The organism is Paraglaciecola algarum, from assembly GCF_021532655.1.
Lineage (GTDB): Bacteria > Pseudomonadota > Gammaproteobacteria > Enterobacterales > Alteromonadaceae > Paraglaciecola > Paraglaciecola algarum.
The window spans coordinates 361026-382548 of record NZ_JAKGAS010000001.1; the positions used below are offsets into that span (position 1 = coordinate 361026).

A 21523-nucleotide genomic window follows, 5' to 3' on the forward strand; every position below is an offset into this window, starting at 1 on the left:
CTATTCATCCTCTTCCTTGGTGTAAATGGGGCTACCGTCAGGACCTAAGGATTGTATGACTTGGTGCTCTGGGAAGGTTTGATCTTTAAAAAAGTTATCCATAATTTTACGTGCGATAGGGGCTGCTTGAGCTCCCCCATGGCCAGCATTTTCTAATACTATTGTAATGGTAATTTGAGGATTATCGTAAGGGGCATAACCCACATACATAGCGTTGTCGTGATTTTCTTTGGATAATTTAGATGCATCGTATTTTTCATCTTGAGCAATGGTCACAAGTTGAGCTGTACCGGTTTTCCCAGCAGAAATATAGTGCGCGCCAGTAAAGGCTTTTCGAGCTGACCCTTTTCGGTTAACTGTGCCATACATAGCATCTAAGATTACATCCCAATTGTGTTCATTTTTGATTTCAAGTGGGCGTCGTTCTTTTATTGGCTCTTCTATTATTTGCTTGTCCAGCATTTTTCCACGGATAACCTGAGGAATAATACGTTTTCCCTTGTTTATCAAGGTCCCTAGTGCTTGAACCTGCTGTACTGGCGTGACAGTCCAATAACTTTGACCTATGCCTAGGTTGATTGTGTCACCGTGATACCAAGCTCTGTTATATTGGGCTCGAACAGAGCCTCGGCTAGGCATAAAGCCATCAGCCTCTTCATGTAAGTCAATGCCTGTGTAATCACCAAAGCCAAATTTGTACATGCCTTCGCTGATTTTATCTATGCCTAATTTATAGGCCATGTCATAGAAAAATATATCACAGGATACTTCAATAGACTTGGTTACATCGACCCACCCGTGACCCCATAAGTTATGATCGCGCCAAATACGTTTGACGTTTTTGAGTTTGTATTTTCCATTATCATACAGGCGGCTTTCTGGTGTTATGACACCTTCTTCTAGGCCGACTAGGGCTAATAATGGTTTAACGGTTGATGCAGGGGGGTATTGCCCTTGGGTTGCACGATTAAATAATGGTCTTGAGTTAATAAGCAACTTCTTGTAATTTTTACTACTAATGCCATGTACAAATAAATTTGGGTCATAACTCGGACTACTATACAAAGCGAGTATGCCCCCGTCTTTGGGATCCATAGCCACTACTGTGCCTTTTTGTCCAGCAAATTGTTTTTCGGCTTCTAGTTGTAACTCTACATCTAAATTTAAAACAATATCCTGTCCTGGAGTCGGTGGACTAAAGTTTAATACACGTATAATTCGGCCTTGATTGTTTACCTCTACTTCCTGATAACCAACCTTACCGTGCAATAGCTCTTCATGATATTTTTCGATGCCACGTTTACCAATATCGTAGGTTGCAGCATAATTTGCCTCAAACCCTGCTTCAGTTAGCTTTTGTAAATCTTTCTTATCAATTTTCGCTACATAACCCAAGACATGGGTTAATGCCCCTTTATATGGGTAATGCCGACCTAATCTTGCCTCTACAGAGACACCCGGATATTTATGCTGGCTGGCTGAAAATATAGCGACTTGTTCTTGGTTTAATCTGTTTAGAAGTGTCACAGGTTTAAAACGTCGAATACGTTTTCTGTCTTTATGAAAGTCTTCAATGTCTTCGTTATCAATGGATAACAGGGTTTGTAAGCCTTTTAAGGTTTGGTCCAAGTCCTTCGATTCTTCGGGGATAACTTGCAAGCTAAATACAGGTTTATTTTGCGCTAGTAAAACGCCATTTCTATCATAAATTAGCCCTCGGTTAGGCGCCACAGGTAGTATTTTAATACGATTGCCATTAGAGCGTGTTTGGTAGTCTTCAAATCGAGTGACTTGTAAGTAATACAAGTTACTTATCACCATACCAATCATAATGAATACACCCAGTAAACCTATTACCGCTCGTCGTGCAAATAGGTTAGCTTCAGCAGTGTGATCTTTGATGGTAACTCTATGGGACGGCAAGATTATTCTCTGTGGTATGGGTGATTATTATTAATAGACCAAGCTCGATACAAACTTTCTGCCACTATTACACGTACTAATGGATGAGGTAAAGTTAGATTGGATAAAGACCACTTTTGTTCAGATTTTTCTATGCATCGTGGGGCTAATCCCTCTGGCCCGCCAATTAATAGACTGATATCTCGACCATCCATTTGCCAGCTTTGCATATTTTTGGCCAATTTGGGGGTATCCCAAGGTGCACCTGTGACTTCCAAAGTTACAATGCGATTACCTTTAGGAATGGCGCCTAAGGTTAATTCACCTTCTTTTTGTAGAATGCGTTTAATATCAGCGTTTTTGCCCCGTTTGCCGGCAGGAACTTCTGTTAAAGATAAAGGCATATCATTGGGGAAGCGACGACAATATTCGTTAAAACCCTGCTCGACCCAAGCAGGCATTTTGACGCCGACGGCGATAAGTTGAATTTTCACAGAAGTTGAATCTTCACTGAATAATAGAGTTTACAAATTAGGCCCAGAGTTTTTCTAACTGATAGAAGTCTCTAGCTTCGTCTTGCATGACGTGCACAACTACATTGCCTAAATCAACTAGTACCCAATCTCCGGCATCTTTACCTTCAATACTTAATGGTGCTGAGTCAGCCTTTTTAGCTTCCACTACTAGGTTTTCAGCAATGGATATAACGTGACGTTTTGAGTTGCCCGAGCAAATGATCATAGTATCAGTGACTGATGATTTACCAGATACGTCTAAGTCAATGATATCACGACCTTTAAGGTCTTCTATTTTTTCTACTACGAAAGCTTTTAACTGTTGCTGGTCCAAAGATTTTCCTTATGCAATAAAATTAAATTTAAAATTTGAATATAGTTTAGCAGATATCTGCCTCTAGCTGATAGAGCTTATGCTGACGAATATAAGCTAATACCAATTCAGGCATAAAATCATTTACTTTTTGTGGGTATTTAACTTGGTTTTTCAGTCTGTTTCTTAATTCAGTTGAAGAAATATCCACAGCGTTTGTATTAGCAAGGTATATGTGACCAGCTAACTTTTGATGCAAATCCTTAGGGTTTTGAGTTTGGGTTTGGCTTAAAACCTCTTTTATATTGGTTGGTAATTGGGTTGGGTTTGCCCCTCCTTGACTTCTATTGCAAACTACAAAATGGCATAGAGTTAAAATCTTTTGCCATTGATACCACGAAGTGAGAGTAATTAGAGAGTCTGTGCCAATAAAAAAACACAAGGGGGTGTTTGGGTAGTCGGCCCGCAAAGATTGTAAAGAGTCCACACTATAAGTAGGTTTTCCTCGGTTGATGTCTCTAGGCTCTGGATAAAAAAGTGGTTGTTGTTGGCAAACAAGCTTGATCATATTGAGTCTATGCTCACTTGATACAGTCGCCTTATCTTTATGACTGGGAATATAACAGGGCATCATAGCCACTTTGTCAATTTGGGTTATTTTTGCCGCGTCTATTATGGGTTGAATATGCCCATTATGAACTGGATCAAAGGTTCCACCAAAAATACCCAGAGGGGCAGTCAATTTCATTGCTCTTAGCCTTAATTTTGCCTTAATCCAACACTGCGTAATCCAGTGGCAGTTTGTCCAAAGAGTAGGGCATAAACAATAAACACAAGTGACACAGTTCTACATAAGGTCTTAAAATTTGTGATTGTTTGATAGCGCTATCAAACTCACTGAGTTTAGTTTGAATAGTTTTAAGATCACCCAAAGATAACCGGTTTAAAGCAGATTGGTAAAACCCTTGACGACTTTTCCAGATCCTATGCTGATTCCAGTTGATACTTTTACCTTGTTGTCTATCAAATAGTAAAGCGTTTAAGGTTTGCCATTCGCGAGTTAATGCCCACAAAATAATATTTGGCTCAACTCCTTCACTTTCTAGCCGGTACAACATTTTTACGGTTTTTTGACCGTCGCCAGATAAAAGCACATCCACTAAATGAAACACAGTAAATCTAGATTGATCTACCACTGCTTGTTCTACTTGTTCTAAACTAGGATTACCTTCGGGGTAAAGTAATTTTAGTTTTTGGATTTCTTGTTTTGCCGCCAGTAAATTACCTTCGCAATAATCCACTAACAATTGGCATACTTGCGGTGATGCTTGCATACCCGCTAACAGCATTTGTTGGTTAAGCCATTGATGCAGAACATTACCTTCAAGGGGATAACAAGGAATATAAATAGCATTTTTATCTAATGCTTTAAACCACTTGGTATTCTGTACATCTTTACCTATTTTCCCACCGTGCAATACTAATAAAACATCAGGATTATTTTGTTGTGCAATAGCACTCAAAATCTTACTACCTTCAGCGCCAGGTTTTCCGGTAGGAAGTTCTAATTCTATTATTTGACGACTTGAAAACAGCGATAGGGTTTGTGTAGCTTCAACTAAGGAATCCCAACTAAATTGGTTATCTACCACTAGAGATTGACGTTCATCAAACCCTTGTTTAGCCGCGGTTTTACGGATCATCTCTAAACATTCTAGTTTTTGTTGTGGCTCATCTCCAAATACCAAATAAAAAGGTTTAAGGGGAGAGTCATCTTGTAAACTAAAACGGTTAGGATAAACCTGCATTAATAACCTGTAGTCAGTTGTTGATTTTGATAAGAGTTCGCTAACTGGCGAATAATTCGATTGGCAGCTTGTTGGCGCATTTCTTTTAGTACCAGATCTAATTCTCTAGATTTTGCTAAAACCGCTTCGGGGTCATCTTGATATTCACGGGTGATATCGAACTCTATGGGGATGGCATCTTTACCAGCAAATTGAATATAATAATTAATGGTATAAACCAATTCATATTCAGCCACTTGGCCAGTAGAGAATAAAGATAATAATCGTCTATCTAATTTATCAGACTGGATAAACACCTGAGCATCCAATTCTTGTGTATGGTTAGAATCAGTGAAGACTTTTATTTTGTAGCCTTTTAACTGTTTGATTAAGGTTCGTTGCAGCGGAGCGTTTTGTAATGAGGACGACACTTGCAGATGTTGTAAACCTTGGGGCAAACTGAAATCCCCCCGTAGTTTAAAACCACAACTTGCCATCATCAATGTGATGACAAGTATGCAGAGTGATTTCACTAGTGTTTTTTGCACCTTAGTTGGCCACTATATTTAATAAGCGACCTGGCACATAAATCACCTTGCGGATAGTTTTGCCGTCAGTGTGTTGCTGAACATTGTTTTCGCTCAAGCCAAGTGCTTCAACATGCTCTTTTGTCGCATCAGCAGCAACAGTTATTTTTGCTCTCACTTTACCATTCACTTGCACTATGATGAGTTTTTCATCTTCTACCATAGCATCGGCTTCAGCCACTGGCCAAGGAGCGGTTTCTACTTCATTGTTATGACCTAAGTCTTTCCACATTACGTGACAAATATGCGGCGCAATCGGCGTTAACAATAACACTATGGTATTAATGCCTTCTCGTAATACGGCTAAGTCTTGGGCATCTTTAGTAGGAGCCTTTTGCAAATGGTTAAGTAGCTCCATAGTGGCCGCAATAGCTGTGTTAAATGTTTGACGACGGCCTATGTCATCACTAACTTTTTCAATAGTTTTGTGGATCACTCTGCGTAAGGATTTTTGCGAGCCAGATAAGGCGCTCTTATTCAATGGCGCGACTTCACCCGCTTCGATGTGCTCTTGCACCAAAGTCCAAAGGCGTTTAACAAACCTGTGTGCACCTTCAACACCAGAATCAATCCACTCTAGAGTTTGTTCAGGTGGCGCAGCAAACATAGTAAACACACGTATGGTGTCAGCACCATAAATATCAATGACTTTTTGTGGGTCAATGCCGTTATTTTTTGACTTAGACATCTTAGTCATGCCGCCATGGATCACTTCTTGGCCATCAGCAACTAGCACAGACTTTAAGATACGGCCTTTTTCGTCTTTTTCACTTTCTACATCTGATGGTGAATACCATGTCTGTTTACCCGATTTATCTTCACGATAAAACGAATCGGCTAATACCATGCCTTGACATAAAAGACGTTTGTACGGCTCGTCAGATTTAACTAAACCTTCATCACGTAATAATTTATGGAAAAAACGTGAATAAAGTAAATGTAAAATAGCGTGTTCGATACCACCTACGTATTGATCAACTGGTAACCAATAATTAGCTTGTTCTGGATCTAACATGGCTTGGTTATTTTGTGCGCTACAGTAACGAGCGTAATACCAAGATGATTCCATGAAGGTATCAAATGTGTCGGTTTCTCTTAAGGCTGCTTGACCATTAAATTCGGTTTTTGCCCATTCTGGATCGGCTTTAATCGGCGAGATAACCCCATTCATTTGCACGTCTTCAGGTAGCTCAACGGGGAGTTGCTCACTTGGCACTGGAACTGATTCACCATTTTCTAGATTTAGCATTGGGATAGGTGTTCCCCAATAGCGTTGGCGCGATACGCCCCAATCTCGTAAACGGTAGTTGACTTTTTTCTGGCCTTTACCCATTGATGTTAGCTTTTCAGCAATTGCATCAAACGCAGCAAAGAACGATAAACCGTCGTATTCACCAGAGTTAACTAATATGCCTTTTTCGGTATAAGCAGCTTGGGTTAAATCTACTTCAACTGCAGGGTCTTCTGACTCAACAACTTGTTTGATCTCTAAGCCGTACTTAGTAGCAAATTCCCAATCACGTTGATCATGACCAGGTACCGACATTACCGCACCTGAGCCGTAACCCATTAATACAAAGTTAGCTACCCAAACTGGTACCTTGTCGCCGGTTAATGGATGAATAGCGTAATAGCCAGTGGCGCAACCTTTCTTTTCCATTGTTGCCAGCTCTGCTTCAGCTACCTTGGTATTTTTGCACTCTTCGACAAATTCTGCGAGCTCAGAGTTAGATTTGGCGGCTTCTAAGGCAATAGGGTGCTGAGCGGCAACGGCAACATAAGTCACACCTAATAAAGTGTCAGGACGAGTGGTATAAACATCAAAGTCTTTTTGACCAGCAACTATTTGTTCTAGATCAAAGGTAATTTCTACACCTTCTGAACGGCCAATCCAGTTTTTTTGCATGGCGCGTACTTGTTCTGGCCATTCTTCAAGTTGTTCTAAATCAGTAACAAGTTCTTCAGCGTAATCGGTAATTTTGATAAACCATTGAGGAATTTCTTTTTGTTCTACCAATGCGCCTGAACGCCAACCTCTGCCGTCAATGACTTGTTCGTTAGCTAACACTGTGTGATCTACTGGATCCCAGTTAACTGTGGCATTTTTTTTGTACACTAAGCCTTTTTCGTAAAGACGTGTGAAAAACCATTGCTCCCAGCGGTAATATTCCTTTTTACAAGTGGCAACTTCACGATCCCAATCATAACCAAAACCTAAAGTTTTTAACTGGTTTTTCATGTAATCAATATTGGAATAAGTCCAGTTGGCAGGTGCAGTGTTGTTGTTAATGGCTGCGTTTTCAGCAGGTAACCCAAAAGCATCCCAACCCATAGGTTGTAAAACGTTTTTACCTAACATACGTTGATAGCGGCTAATTACATCACCTATGGTGTAATTGCGCACATGTCCCATATGCAATCGCCCACTTGGATAGGGAAACATAGATAAACAATAGAACTTCTCTTTATCTGCTTGTTCAGTTGCTTTAAAAGTTTGTTGAGTTTCCCAATGAGCTTGAACCTCTTTTTCGATTTGTTGAGGTTGGTATTGTTTTTCGGCCATTAAAAAAGGTTTCCGTGACGTGGTCAAACAGGTCGCAAGACACTGAATATTTATATAAAAATTAGCTCGTTAGAATACCTTAGGCTATGACTTTCAAACAATAGCAAATGTGGTATTTCTGGCCCATATTCAAAAGTTTTTTGTTATCACTAATAATTTTGTTCTGCTTTGCTGGAAAATTAGTCGATCGGCTCGCTTACAGCACTATCTGTTTGACAGTATCTAGATTTAAGGTTTCACTGTATTTATCAGCCTAAATTCGATTATTCCTTATGCACAGCAAATATGCGTTACACCTGCAACAACTTACAGCCAAACCTAGTAGAAGGTCGATAAATCATGCGTTAAAAGATGATGCTGCATTAGATGCGACTTTTATTGGCCAAGATCGTGCTCGTGATGCTTTGGCATTTGGATTAGGCATCAAGGCTAAAGGATATAACTTGTATGTTATGGGTGAACAAGCCACTGGGCGTTTTACCTTAGTGCATGAATTTATTGATAAATATGTAAATAAAACCGTTACGCCAGACGACTGGTGTTACATCAATAATTTTGATGACGAGCGTGAACCATACTCTTTACGATTATTGGCTGGCGAGAGTAAAAAATTATCTAAAGATCTCGGGTTATTAATTGATGAGTTATTGGATACTTTTCCTGCCGCATTTGATAATCCAGGTTATCAACGTAAAAAAGCGGCTATCACCCGAGAGTTTGACCAAAAATATGATCAAGCCATCGAGAATGTTGAACTTCAGGCGCAAAGAAATAATGTGGCCTTGTATGAAGATGGTGGCACCATTTCGTTTTCGCCCATAGTGGATGGAAAAACCATTAATGACGAAGAGTTTGCCCAATTCCCTGAAGATAAACGTCAAGAATATTATTTAATTATTGATCAACTGGAAAATGTGTTGAGCGAAGCCTTAATTGAATTACCCACGTGGAAACGAGCTACCGCCGAAAAATTAAGAAAACTTAAACGAGACACAGCAGAGCAGGGCATTAAACCTTTATTAAAAGATTTAGAGCATGAATATTCGGCAGATTTGGCCATATTGAAATTTTTTCGCCAACTTAAGCCTCATCTGATCGAAACCGTTGTAGAAATCTTAGCCGAAGATAAAAAAGACAATAAAGAAGATGAGTATGACAAACGCTCGATATTAGAAGAGCAATATTTGCCTAATATTTTAGTGTCACATGCTGTTAATAGTGGGTCACCCGTAGTATATGAGCCCAATCCAAGTCATCAAAATTTGTTTGGCCGAGTGGAATATACCAATATTCAAGGGTCTGTTTTTACTAATTATCGAATGATTAGACCTGGCGCTGTGCATAAAGCAAATGGTGGGTATTTACTGCTGGACATGGACAAGGTGATTGAACAGCCATACGTATGGGAAACCTTAAAATTGGTACTCAAATTTGGCACCTTAAAAATGGATTTACCGCAACATGATGTGGGTATGGTGAACTCTATTACGCTCAATCCACAACAAATTCCTATAGACGTAAAAGTAGTCTTGTTAGGCTCTAGAGATTTGTATTACACCTTACAAGATTATGACGATGAGTTTTACGAGTTATTTAGAGTGTTAGTGGATTTTGATCATGAAATTCCCCTAGATAAAAAAACCTTATTTGATTTTGTTGGTCGCGTCAGAAGTCAGGTTAAACGTTTAGGTTTACACAGTATTTCAGCCAAAGCCATGTACCGCTTGGTTGAACACAGTTTACGATTAGCTGAGCATCAACAAAGGTTGTCGGCAAGATTTGCCGACGTCATTGAGCTGTTAAACGAAGCGGATTACTTTTGTAAAATGCAGCAAAAAGTGGAACTAGACGTAGGTCATATCGAAAGTGCTTTAGAGTCTAAAACTCATAGAACTGGCCGTGTTAGCGAAGCCGTATTAGATGATATCAAACAAGGGCAAATTCTGATTGCTACAGAAGGTGTCGATATTGGCAAGGTTAACGGGCTCACAGTTTTAGAAGTGGGCGATTGTATGTTTGGCACTCCTGCTCGTATTACCTCTACGGTTTATGCCGGCGCTAATGGAGTAGTAGATATCGAGCGAGAAGTAGAACTAGGCCAGCCGATCCACTCTAAAGGAGTCATGTTATTAACCGGCTATTTAGGCTACAAATACGCCCAATTATTTCCACTGACGTTATCAGCCAATATTGCCATTGAACAATCTTATGGGCACATAGACGGTGATAGTGCTTCACTCGCAGAGTTAATTGCGCTTATTTCTGCTCTGACTAGATTACCGGCCAGACAAGATCTAGCCATTACAGGCTCTATTAACCAATATGGTCAAGTTCAGTCGGTGGGTGGGGTAAATGAAAAAATTGAAGGTTTCTTCAAACTTTGTCAACACAGGGGATTAACCGGAACACAAGGGGTGATAATTCCAAAATCAAACCAAGTAAATTTGATGTTAGACAAAGAAGTGTTAGCCGCCGTTAAAGCTGGCAAGTTTCATATTTGTGTAGTTGAAACGGTTGATCAAGCTTTAGAGTTGTTAATGGATAGAGATGTGGGTGAAATGAATAGTAAAGGGCGTTACCCAAAAAATTCGATTAACTATATCGCTGTGACTAGCTTATTAAATATTGCCAATATTGTGGCTGGAGCGGACGACGAATAGCGGATGACGAATACACACGTTATCTGTATCATGCTGAAAAATTTTATTAATTAAGAAAAATATTATGCAAATTTCAAAAGGCACAGTGGTGCAGTTTCATTACAAAATTAGTGATCTTGAAGGTCAAGAACTAGAGTCAAACTTTGGTCATGAGGCTGTCGCCTACTTGCACGGATATAACAATATGATGCCGGGTATCGAAAAGTCATTAGAGTCTATGGCTAAAGGCAACGAGATAGAGGTTGAGCTTGAAGCAGCAGAAACTTATGGTGAAATTCAGCCAAATAGCGAACAAAGAGTGTCGGTTAAACACCTAGCCAGTGCTGATAAAAAAGTGAAGTGGAAAGCGGGAATGACGGCCGTGGTTAATACTGAACAAGGGCAACGAGAAGTTACCATAATAAAGGTCGGTAAGTTTATGGCTACTATTGACACCAATCACCCTTTGGCAGGCAAAACATTAAAGTTCGAACTAAAAGTTGAAGACGTAAGAGCTGCAACTGATGAAGAAATTGAACACGGACATGCCCATGGAGTGGGTGGCCATCATCACTAAAAAAGCAGCCAGCCGGATGTTTTACGGACTGGCTCATTTTTTACCTGCTGTAAATATATTAGCGTCTAGGTAACTCTATTTTTTTCTCATCACTTGGTTTAAAAAGTATTAATGTATGACCAATACTTTGAATTTTAGTGGCTTGAGTTTCTCTGACAATTGCATCCATGATCAAAGATTTTTCTTCTTTGTCATCAGTAGGTATTTTAACTTTTATTAATTCATGAAAATTAATAGCAGATTCGATTTCGGCTAATACGCCCTCAGTTAAACCGTTGCCGCCTAATTGAACGACTGGTTTTAAAGAGTGGGCTAAGCCTTTAAGATGTTGCTTTTGTTTATTTGATAAGGTCATTGTGTAATTATTCTTACAATTTATTTAATTTAATATGGTTGAAAACCGCTATTCTACCGCCATCTAACTGTTATTCATACTTTCATTGTTGTGCAATGAATCTAAATGAATAATTTGCAATTAGATAAATACGCTGAAAATAGCATAATTCAGAAATTATAGTTGGATTGTAATGGCAAATTGGATTGCGCTTATAGTTTTTAAAGTAAAGATATTTAAAAAATTGTTTGAACAAAATTTGTAGTAAAGACGTACATAACATAAGTACGGTTACAAGGAAATGAACAAAAAATGGGTTATGTTGGTCCTGCTTGAAAAATATGCAAAGTAGATTGGACAGGGGGCTTAGCATAATCAATACCAAGGAATTGATACTTTTATCTAGTAGCGACGGGATATAAATTATAGTAGTCTGGCTTTAATGAACAAAGAAGCGCAAGACGCAATTTTAAGAGTCTATAGACTCCTAGTAACAACAGAGGTTTAACAACTTGAGCGACATGGCAAAAAATTTAATCTTATGGCTAGTAATAGCTGTTGTATTGATGTCAGTTTTCCAAAATTTTTCTGGTGGTGACTCTAATCAAGACAATATGAGTTACAGTGTATTTTTGAAAAATGTTGATAATGGCATGGTAAGCAGTGCCAATTTTGACAAAGAAGGTGTCATTGTTGGTTCAATGCGAAACGGTGAAAAGTTTACTACCGTAGTACCATATCTTGACATGAAGCTAATGGATCAATTAATTGAACAGGGTGTGGATACTTCAGGTGTACAGCCGGAAGAGTCTTCATTACTTACTTCAATCTTTATTTCTTGGTTCCCCATGTTGTTACTTATTGGTGTATGGATATTCTTCATGCGTCAAATGCAAGGCGGTGGCGGTAAAGGCGCTATGTCCTTTGGTAAAAGTAAAGCTCGTTTGTTAGGCGAAGACCAAATCAAAACTACGTTTTCTGATGTGGCGGGTTGTGACGAAGCCAAAGAAGATGTAACCGAATTAGTTGATTTTTTACGTGACCCAAGCAAATTCCAAAAACTAGGCGGCAAAATACCTAAAGGTGTGTTGATGGTTGGGCCTCCTGGTACAGGTAAAACCTTGTTAGCTAAAGCGATTGCAGGCGAAGCTAAAGTGCCCTTCTTTAGTATTTCAGGCTCTGATTTTGTAGAAATGTTTGTAGGTGTGGGTGCATCTCGAGTTAGAGATATGTTCGACCAAGCTAAAAAGTCGGCACCTTGTATTATCTTTATTGATGAAATTGATGCGGTAGGCCGTAAACGTGGCGCAGGCCATGGTGGTGGACACGATGAACGTGAGCAAACATTAAACCAAATGTTGGTTGAAATGGATGGATTTGAAGGTCATGAAGGTATAATCGTAATTGCTGCGACTAACCGTCCTGACGTGTTAGACCCAGCCTTGTTACGTCCTGGTCGTTTTGACCGTCAAGTGATGGTGGGTTTACCGGATATTCGTGGTCGTGAACAAATCCTTAAAGTACATATGCGTAAAGTACCTTTAGGCGACAACGTAGAAGCCTCTTTGATCGCTCGTGGTACACCTGGATTTTCAGGTGCTGATCTAGCTAACTTAGTCAACGAAGCTGCATTATTTGCTGCGCGTAATGATAAACGTGTGGTGAGTATGGATGAGTTTGATAAAGCCAAAGACAAGATCATGATGGGCTCCGAGCGTAAAACCATGGTGATGTCAGAGGAAGAAAAAACCAATACGGCTTATCACGAAGCAGGTCACGCTATTGTGGGCCGTTTGGTTCCAAAACATGATCCAGTTTATAAAGTATCTATTATTCCTCGTGGTCGTGCTTTAGGTGTGACTATGTATTTACCTGAGCAAGATAAATATAGCTCGTCACGTGAAGAATTAGAGTCGCGCATTGCTACCTTGTTTGGTGGTCGTATTGCCGAAGAAATTACCTTAGGTGAAGCAGGAGTGACCACAGGTGCGTCAAACGATATTGAACGAGCGACTGATATAGCCCGCAAAATGGTCACCCAATGGGGATTGTCTCCAAAAATGGGTCCTATCAATTATAAAGATGATGAAAATGAAATGTTTATGGGAGCTGCGCCTTCACACATGTCTGCAGAAACGTCTCGAGATATTGATGCAGAAATCAGATTGTTGATCGATAGAAACTACGCCTTGGCTGAAAAACTGTTAAAAGAGAATATGGATATTCTTGAGGCGATGAAAGACGCCTTAATGAAATATGAAACCATAGACGCTAAACAGATCGATGATTTAATGAATCGGGTTGAGGTTCGCCTGCCGGCTGACTGGGTAAGAGATGGTAAAACTGATGATTCAGACAAGCCATCAGGTGGTGCTACCACAGCAGATAAAGACGCCGCAGCCGATAAAAAAGACAGCAAAAAAGAAGTGAGTAAAGATACGCCTAAACCCGATGTAGGTAATCCAGAAGACGCACCTAGCTAATTGTAGTGAAACATCGTTAAACGCTTTGTTGATTCATCAACAAGGCGTTTTTTGTTTACAAAGGTTAAAAAATTAAAACTATCTCCTTGATGTATGCAATTTAAAAATAAATTTATAGATTTAACTTATCCCAAAATCATGGGCATATTAAATGTGACACCTGACTCTTTTTCTGACGGTGGAAGTTTTAATAAGTTAGACAATGCTTTAACCCACGCAGAATTAATGATAGCGCAAGGCGCCGACTTTATTGATGTCGGTGGCGAGTCAACTCGGCCTGGTGCCCGAGAAGTGTCTACCCAGCAAGAACTGGATAGAGTCATTCCTATTATTGAGGCCATTCAGCAGCGTTTTGATACCGTGGTTTCAATTGACACCAGTAAAGCCCAAGTGATGCAAGATGCTGTGAAAGCTGGCGCAGGTTTAATCAATGATGTTAGAGCCTTGCAGTTGGAAGGAGCATTAACTGCCGCAGCAAATGCTAAGGTGCCAGTATGCTTAATGCATATGCAAGGGCAACCTAAAGGCATGCAAAATAATCCAAACTACCAAGACGTGATGGGTGAAGTGAATGGCTTTTTACAATCTAGAATAGAAGCCTGTAATCAGGCCGGTATAGCGACCGAACACATAATAGTCGATCCAGGTTTTGGTTTTGGTAAATCACTTGAACACAATTACCAATTGTTGGCTCAATTAAATGAGTTAAGCAGCCTAGGCTGCGCCATATTATCAGGCACGTCTCGTAAATCCATGTTGGGTAACTTGCTCAATCGAGGTGTAGAACAAAGGCTAGCTGGCAGTATCGTGACAGCAGGTTTAGCGGTGCAAATGGGCGCAAAAATTTTGCGTGTGCACGATGTAAAAGAAACATTAGATGCGATTAAAATAACCACTTTAGTCGAAGCTTACAGGAAAAAATAATGAGCGATAGAAAGTATTTTGGTACAGATGGTATCCGTGGAAAAGTTGGCGAGACTAAAATTAACCCAGAGTTTGTGATGAAACTTGGCTGGGCTGCAGGAAAGGTACTAGCGGGGACTGGCACTAATAAGGTGTTAATCGGTAAAGACACGCGAATTTCAGGGTATATGCTCGAATCAGCTTTAGAAGCGGGTTTATCTGCTGCTGGAATTAATATCGGCTTATTAGGTCCAATGCCCACTCCTGCCATTGCTTATTTAACCAAAACTTTCCGTTCGGAGGCGGGCATTGTCATCAGTGCGTCTCATAACCCCTATTATGATAACGGCATTAAATTTTTCTCAGCTGATGGGATGAAATTAGATGATGACATAGAGATTGCCATTGAGCAGCAAATGGATCGCCCGATGGAATGTGTAGCATCTGACAGACTTGGAAAAGCGGTGCGAATTGAAGATGCAGCAGGGCGTTATATCGAATTTTGTAAAGCTAATTTCCCTTCAGATTTATCCCTTAAAGGTTTAAAAATAGTGGTAGATTGTGCCCATGGCGCAACCTACCACATTGCTCCTAATGTACTGACTGAGCTGGGTGCAGAAGTAATTGAAATAGGTACAAAGCCGAATGGTTTAAATATTAATCATAAGGTGGGTGCCACGTCTATGAAAGCTGTTACTGACAGCGTATTAGAAAACAAAGCTGATTTAGGGTTTGCCTTAGACGGTGATGGTGACCGTATCATGTTAGTGGATCACAAAGGCAACGTAATTGATGGCGATCAAATTGTCTACATAATTGCCCGAGACGCTCTCAAGTCAGGCAACCTCAAAGGTGGCGTGGTAGGTACAGTAATGAGTAACTTAGGTCTAGAAGTCGCTTTAGCCACTTTAGGTGTGCCATTTGCACGTAGTGCGGTGGGAGATCGATATGTGATGGAATTACTCAAACAAAAAGATTGGTCAATTGGTGGTGAAGGTTCAGGACATGTGTTGAATCTAGCCGCGGCGTCTACCGGTGACGGCATTGTAGCTGGCTTACAAGTGTTAGCTGCTATGTTACATGCTGAAATGACCTTAAACGAATTGAGCCAAGGTATGGTTAAATATCCACAAACCTTAATCAATGTTAGGTTTACCGATGGTAAACAACCGTTAGATGATGCTGGGGTAAAACAAGCCGTTGTTGACGCAGAAAAAGCCTTAGAAAATAAAGGCCGTGTGTTGTTACGTAAAAGTGGCACCGAGCCATTAATTCGAGTCATGGTGGAAGCCAATGATGCCCAAGATTCTAGTACATGGGCAGAATATATTGCTGATGCTGTGCGTAAAGTGAACGAATAACACATTCAAGGGCCAATATTAAGCTACGGCCCTTGTATAATTAAGTCGGGTTAGTTAATATCTCGCGCGCTTTTTTATTGCTATGAATAGGAAAACCTTGTGCCAACAAATACTCGACGCCCATTAGTGGCTGGAAACTGGAAAATGAACGGCGATAAGTCGTTAGTTGAAAAAGTACAGTCACACCTAGCACAAGCCGAACTGTCAAATATGGATTGGGTAATATGTCCCCCCGCACCATATTTAGGTTTGTTTGATGCCGGTACTAAGTTAGGTGTTCAAAACGTTAGCCAGTTTGATTCAGGTGCTCACACAGGTGAAGTGTCGGTTTCTATGCTTAAAGAATTCGGCTGTGGTTACGCCATAGTGGGGCATTCTGAGCGCAGAGAAGATAATTTCGAATCTGATGATGTTGTGGCACAAAAAGTAGCAAAAGTATTGGACGCAGGTTTAACACCTATCTTATGTGTAGGTGAGCCAGAAGAAGTGCGTGAAGCGGGTACCTTGTTTGATTATATTGCTAATCAACTAGATGCAGTATTAGCTGAAGTGGGTATTGCCGCATTTACAAACATAGTATTGGCTTACGAGCCTATCTGGGCAATAGGCACAGGTAAAACAGCTAGTCCAGAACAAGCGCAAGAAGTACATGCATTTATTCGTGGACATTTAGCCAAACAAGATTCGAACATTGCGGCGGGTACAGTGATTTTGTATGGCGGTAGTGTGAAAGGTAGTAATGCGAAAGAATTATTTTCTCAAGCAGACGTAGATGGTGGTTTAATTGGCGGTGCCAGTTTAAATCCAGAAGATTTTTTAAGTATTTGCTTAGCAGCAAATCAATAGAGGCAGCACATGTTTTACGAAGTATTAATTATTGTTTATTTGATTGTAGCCATTATGTTGATTGGTTTTATATTAATCCAACAAGGTAAAGGCGCAGATATGGGCGCATCTTTTGGTGGCGGCGGTTCAAATACTGTTTTTGGTTCAGGTGGTTCGGGTAACTTCTTAACCAGAACAACCGCTATTTTAGCGACTTTGTTTTTTGTTATTAGTTTAATACTAGGTAACCAAACTGCTGATAAAGAAAAAGGCGCTGACGAGTGGATGAACCTTGAAGTGCCAGTTGTTGAACAGCCAGTTGAAACAGATGTTCCTGTTAGCGAAGCAGACGTTTCTGTAAGTGAATCAGATGTTCCAGCGTCAGAGTCAGCTGAAGAAGAAAGCGACGTACCTAACTAATTTATTGTTAAATACCTCAATTACGCGGATGTGGTGGAATTGGTAGACACGCAGCCTTGAGGGGGCTGTGGCTTAGGCCGTGGGAGTTCGAGTCTCCCCATCCGCACCACTTATAGCTCGAAAGAGCAGGTTCTTAAAAAACCAGTTGAAGCCATTTGCTTGCAAATGGTTTTTTCGTTTAAGAGCTTTTTTATGAGCTGGGCAAGCATAGCACCGCCTCGCGACTAAGCATTCGCCAAGCTCACATAGCTAAAAGCATGAACTTCGTTCATCGCAATCCATTGCGTTTTTCAAACCTCATCCCTGAGGAATGACTGACTTTTCTTCAACAGCCAAGAAAAGTAAGCAAAAGAGACCGCGCTCCGGACAAATTCCTAATCCATTAAATAATTGGCTGCAATGTCGAAACGGCAATAAGTCGCTCCCAGCTATAAAAGATTGCCATGTCCAGATGTCCATATCTGTCCATCCGACAAGCCAATCATTTAATGGGTAATTTGTATTCACGGGTAAATCAAAAGCGGATGTTACCAATATCCGCAGTAAACATCCCAACCATACCTACCTATTTCAATCCTATCGTAACCCACAATCTAAATGTCATGAACCTAGGCCATTAACACGTAGAGCCGTCAGTAAAGCGTTTGAAGGAGTAGGGCAGGAACTAAACTTATCTCTAGGCACACATTCAATGAGAAAGACTAGAGGTTATCACCTGTATTTCAATACTAAGGATATTGGTAGAGTAATGAAAATGCTACGGCATAACTCAGCAGGCGTAACACTTAGATATATTGGCATTACTCAGGAGGATATTGATACTGATTTTGAGGAGTTAGTTTTATAAGAAGCTTCGGCTTCTTTTTTGAACAGAGATTGGTATTTAGTGGTTGTTAAACGCACTGAATTAGGCTCTGTTTGGTGTAATTTATTATATACAACCTACTAATAAATATTCCAATGTAGTAAAAAAAGAATGCAAATTTATTAATAATTCACTTCTAAAATTAAATGAGTTAATTAAAAACGGGTTAACATGAACTATTAGTTATTTGTTGAATAAATGTTACAGTATTGTCAATATAGTTTGTGTGAATTGTAATCTATATTGCACTAAAAACCACGGATAAGGGTAGGGAATAATTAGTGAAAATAAAAACTAGGAAAGCTACATCTTTATATGGAAAGTTATTGGAAAAGGCGATTGAACGTGAAGAGCCATGGCTACAAAGCCAAGATTTGCCAAACTACCTTGACTTTTATGTAGATAGGGGACAAATTTCTGGGATTCGAAATAACTCTTCTGAGCTAATCGTTGGGAGGCGTGGAACTGGGAAAACCCATCTTCTTGGCTCACTTAAAGAATTAGTTGTGAGTAGCAACAACGAAATCGCTGTTTTTATTTCAATTTTTGAATGTGCACAAACTCCTCCTGCTTTAGGTTCCGAAACAACAGAATTTGCGGCAAACAGAATATCCAAGGAAATGTTTGTTAGTTTCCTACGAGAGTTTTTATATCAATTTAGCGATGCTGCTGATGCATTTATGGTTAAAAAAAAGGGAACGTTACCAAAATCTGAAATTAAGTTGTTAGATGTAAAATTAAATGATTTATTTGGTAAGTTACTGGAAGCTATCGAGGTCGGTCGTAAATACTCGTTAGGAAGAACTTCGCGTGAAACGATCAAGGAACTCAGGCTAGAAAAATCTAATGCGGTGGGTGACGTATCATTTAAATTATCTGAAAGAGGTATCAAAGCTACGTTAGGTGTGGGCTTAGGGGCGGGGCGTTCTGGGAACATAGAAACCAAGGAAGAGGTTGAGGTCGAGAATACTTTTCATATCGATTTGAAAGATGTAAGGAATATTACCGAAGATATTTTAAGCATATTAAGAATCGATACCCTGTATATACTAGCGGATGAATGGATGGAGCTTGAAAAGGCAACTCCATCAGCTATTCAACCTCTATTTGCTCAAATGCTTAAAATCACATTTTTTAACTCAAAGCATATTGCTGTAAAAATTGCTTCAATCTGGTCGCAAACCACACTTTATGATCGCAAAGATATGGGGAAATCTAAAGGTATTCAATTGGGACACGATCTAATTCGTGGCCCAGATTTAGATATCGATTTCATTAAGGATGAGTTAGAGGTACATGAATTTTGTAAAGAGATGCTTTTTAGAAGGTTAAAGTTTGTGTGTCCAGAGTTACAACGGCTAGAAGACCGAGAAGGAAATATTGACGATATTTTTATTACTGAGTTATTCGACAATACTAGAAACTTTAATGCTTTTATTGCTGCAACACATGGTATCCCTCGCCAATTAATGCACTTATTTATAAAGTGTGCTGCAAAAATTAAAGGAGATTTTACTAATCATGTTATAGATTACAAATTAGTATCTTCTATATCTACAATGCTTTATAGAGAGCAAAAACGAAAAGCTATTGATCCTGCATCATCAGCTCAGAAACTACTTAATACAATTAATAACTATATGGAATCCAATGACCGCAGAACTTTTTTAGTTGAAAGTGGAGGAGTTTCTAAATCCACTGCTCTACGAAAGTTGGTTGACGAAGAACACATCCACCAAATTCCGTCTGCATCAACCCCGAGAGTTATTAGGGAAAAATATAAAGCTTTTCATATTGATTTTGGGAACTACGCAGATTGGGTTGAATCTAAGCAGGAAGATATTTCATCATTACTATCAATATCAATTCTCCCTATATTTGGGAAAAGCGTACTTGATAATTTAAATGACTACGTAATTGATATATCGGAATATGACGAAGGAATTGTTGATTGTAGGTCTTGTGGTTTTTCATTTACAGATAGAAACCCTGTTTATCTTAAATTTGGTTCGTGCCCAAAGTGTGCGGAGGATATTAAAGCCCCCGTAAACGCAATTGAATGAGAAGCTATACAATAGTTTTCCTAAACCATCCTGGCTAATAGTGGATAGGCACTAATAGCTACGGGTATAGAGTAAAGTTAGTATATTTTCTCAGACTCGTTTGTGCTTAAACCAGCTTTATAGTGAAGTGGACTAGACTAGTTTGATCGTAATATAGGTAAAAATATCGAAAGTGTGATTAATTTTTGAGTGACCTTTACCATAGTGGTATTGATAGTGGTACTCAATTTATTTTGCAATGGATATCTAACTATTTAACAATGCTTTGTGTTAAGTAATCGAGTCTCCCCATCGCACCAACTCTCTGTTTTATAAGAGCAGGTTCTATAAGAACCAAATAAGACCCGAAAGGCCAACAAAAATAAGCCTCTCGGGTTTTTTTTATGTCAAAAATAATTATTCAGAGTTAGGGGGAATTGATAAAAAGTACAGTGGTAAACAAGCATTAACCTAAATACCCTACATGATATAATTGGGTATATTATAACTCCTTTTTTCATAATAATTTCTATTTAATGTCTTTTTTGGAATAAATTATTTATTGTAATTGTCTAAGTGGTACAGTCGTATATTAAATTATTTATAACGATACTGTTGAACATTTAAAATCTGCATGATTATTTAAGTCAGAATAACGTTTAATCTCATGAATCATTTGATCCCAAGTCACAAAAATATTAAATTAACTAAAATATTGGAGTTATTGTGAATAAAATATTACTAATGTTGTTGCTTGCCTCTTGGAATGTTTACGCTAATTCAGAAAGGCCTGGTCAATTCGTTACCCTTAATCATGTGTTACCGAGTGCTTCTTTTGATATTCGTTATGCAACGCAAAACAACTTTGTTGGTGAGCGGGTAGATGGCTACATACAACCTTTGTGTATTATTTCAAAGATAGCGGCAGAGGCTTTGGTTGCAGTAAATCAAGATTTAGCCGCAAAGAATATGCGCCTTAAAATATTTGATTGTTACCGTCCTGCAAAAGCAGTGGATCATTTTATGCGTTGGGTAAAAAACAAAGATGATCAAAAAACTAAAACCGATTATTACCCAAATTTAAATAAAGAATCCTTGCTTGGTGGATATATTGCCGAACGTTCGGGTCATAGTCGTGGTTACACAGTCGACCTAAGTATTGAATATAAAAATGAGCAGGGTAGTTATAGTGAGTTAGATATGGGCTCTGCTTATGATCTTTTTGATTCAATTTCAAATACTGCTTCGCCACTTATCACTCAGACTCAAATGGAAAATCGTTTGTTATTAAAAAACCTGATGTCAGAACATGGGTTTGCAGATTACTCCATGGAGTGGTGGCATTTTACCCATCGCTCTGATCCTAGGGATAGTTATTGGAATTTTGACGTTAAATAATAGTTAGGA

17 protein-coding genes, 1 tRNA gene and 1 pseudogene are annotated in these 21523 nt (G+C 39.3%); 11 read left to right on the forward strand and 8 right to left on the reverse strand.

The window, feature by feature from the left end:
- The 7 genes from mrdA to leuS are packed head-to-tail and all read right to left on the reverse strand — an operon-like array spanning position 1 to position 7667.
- Complete coding sequence (gene mrdA / locus L0668_RS01560) at positions 1-1923, reverse strand: penicillin-binding protein 2 (protein ID WP_235310300.1); 1923 nt, start codon at positions 1921-1923, stop codon at positions 1-3.
- A 2-nt stretch (positions 1924-1925) separates the two neighbouring features.
- Positions 1926-2396, reverse strand: coding sequence for a 23S rRNA (pseudouridine(1915)-N(3))-methyltransferase RlmH (gene rlmH / locus L0668_RS01565; RefSeq protein ID WP_235310301.1), 471 nt, complete (start codon positions 2394-2396; stop codon positions 1926-1928).
- Between the two features lie 37 nt (positions 2397-2433).
- Entirely contained in the window at positions 2434-2751 is a 318-nt protein-coding gene (rsfS, locus tag L0668_RS01570) for a ribosome silencing factor (protein WP_235310302.1), read from the reverse strand.
- 46 nt (positions 2752-2797) lie between these two features.
- Entirely contained in the window at positions 2798-3478 is a 681-nt protein-coding gene (gene nadD / locus L0668_RS01575; RefSeq protein WP_235310303.1) for a nicotinate-nucleotide adenylyltransferase, read from the reverse strand.
- Positions 3479-3500: 22 nt separating this feature from the next.
- Positions 3501-4538, reverse strand: coding sequence for a DNA polymerase III subunit delta (gene holA, locus L0668_RS01580; RefSeq protein WP_235310304.1), 1038 nt, complete (start codon positions 4536-4538; stop codon positions 3501-3503).
- Positions 4538-5065, reverse strand: a complete 528-nt coding sequence (locus L0668_RS01585) for an LPS-assembly lipoprotein LptE (protein ID WP_235310305.1) — start codon at positions 5063-5065, stop codon at positions 4538-4540. Before L0668_RS01585 ends, holA begins: the two co-directional genes overlap by 1 nt.
- A gap of 1 nt (position 5066) precedes the next feature.
- Positions 5067-7667, reverse strand: a complete 2601-nt coding sequence (leuS, locus tag L0668_RS01590; RefSeq protein WP_235310306.1) for a leucine--tRNA ligase — start codon at positions 7665-7667, stop codon at positions 5067-5069.
- A gap of 272 nt (positions 7668-7939) precedes the next feature.
- On the opposite strand from leuS, the gene L0668_RS01595 reads away from it, so the two are divergent.
- A complete protein-coding gene (locus L0668_RS01595) occupies positions 7940-10327 on the forward strand; it encodes a Lon protease family protein (protein WP_235310307.1) in 2388 nt (795 codons plus the stop codon).
- Between the two features lie 64 nt (positions 10328-10391).
- Positions 10392-10883 (forward strand): FKBP-type peptidyl-prolyl cis-trans isomerase, encoded by a 492-nt coding sequence (locus L0668_RS01600; protein WP_235310308.1) that lies wholly within the window; start codon positions 10392-10394, stop codon positions 10881-10883.
- A 58-nt stretch (positions 10884-10941) separates the two neighbouring features.
- Here the strand turns inward: L0668_RS01600 and yhbY are convergent, their stop codons facing one another.
- Positions 10942-11238 (reverse strand): ribosome assembly RNA-binding protein YhbY, encoded by a 297-nt coding sequence (yhbY, locus tag L0668_RS01605; RefSeq protein ID WP_235310309.1) that lies wholly within the window; start codon positions 11236-11238, stop codon positions 10942-10944.
- A 491-nt stretch (positions 11239-11729) separates the two neighbouring features.
- Here yhbY and ftsH point away from each other — a divergent pair, with 491 nt between their 5' ends.
- The 9 genes and pseudogenes from ftsH (at position 11730) to L0668_RS01650 (ending at position 21514) form a co-directional block, all read left to right on the forward strand.
- Positions 11730-13700, forward strand: a complete 1971-nt coding sequence (gene ftsH, locus L0668_RS01610) for an ATP-dependent zinc metalloprotease FtsH (protein WP_235310310.1) — start codon at positions 11730-11732, stop codon at positions 13698-13700.
- Between the two features lie 93 nt (positions 13701-13793).
- Positions 13794-14624 carry a dihydropteroate synthase gene (gene folP, locus L0668_RS01615; protein WP_235310311.1) on the forward strand — a complete coding sequence of 277 codons (831 nt, stop codon included), beginning with the start codon at positions 13794-13796 and terminating at the stop codon, positions 14622-14624.
- On the forward strand, positions 14624-15964 hold the full coding sequence (glmM, locus tag L0668_RS01620; RefSeq protein WP_235310312.1) for a phosphoglucosamine mutase: 1341 nt from the start codon (positions 14624-14626) through the stop codon (positions 15962-15964). Before folP ends, glmM begins: the two co-directional genes overlap by 1 nt.
- Before the next feature lie 99 nt (positions 15965-16063).
- A complete protein-coding gene (gene tpiA / locus L0668_RS01625) occupies positions 16064-16810 on the forward strand; it encodes a triose-phosphate isomerase (RefSeq protein ID WP_235310313.1) in 747 nt (248 codons plus the stop codon).
- A 9-nt stretch (positions 16811-16819) separates the two neighbouring features.
- Positions 16820-17209 (forward strand): preprotein translocase subunit SecG, encoded by a 390-nt coding sequence (gene secG / locus L0668_RS01630; RefSeq protein ID WP_235310314.1) that lies wholly within the window; start codon positions 16820-16822, stop codon positions 17207-17209.
- Positions 17210-17233: 24 nt separating this feature from the next.
- A tRNA-Leu gene (locus tag L0668_RS01635) sits at positions 17234-17318 on the forward strand.
- A gap of 432 nt (positions 17319-17750) precedes the next feature.
- A pseudogene (locus L0668_RS01640) lies at positions 17751-18056 on the forward strand (tyrosine-type recombinase/integrase); the annotation flags it as partial.
- 299 nt (positions 18057-18355) lie between these two features.
- Positions 18356-20137 carry a hypothetical protein gene (locus tag L0668_RS01645; RefSeq protein ID WP_235310315.1) on the forward strand — a complete coding sequence of 594 codons (1782 nt, stop codon included), beginning with the start codon at positions 18356-18358 and terminating at the stop codon, positions 20135-20137.
- 705 nt (positions 20138-20842) lie between these two features.
- Positions 20843-21514, forward strand: coding sequence for a M15 family metallopeptidase (locus tag L0668_RS01650; protein WP_235310316.1), 672 nt, complete (start codon positions 20843-20845; stop codon positions 21512-21514).
- The last annotated feature ends 9 nt before the right edge of the window (positions 21515-21523 follow it).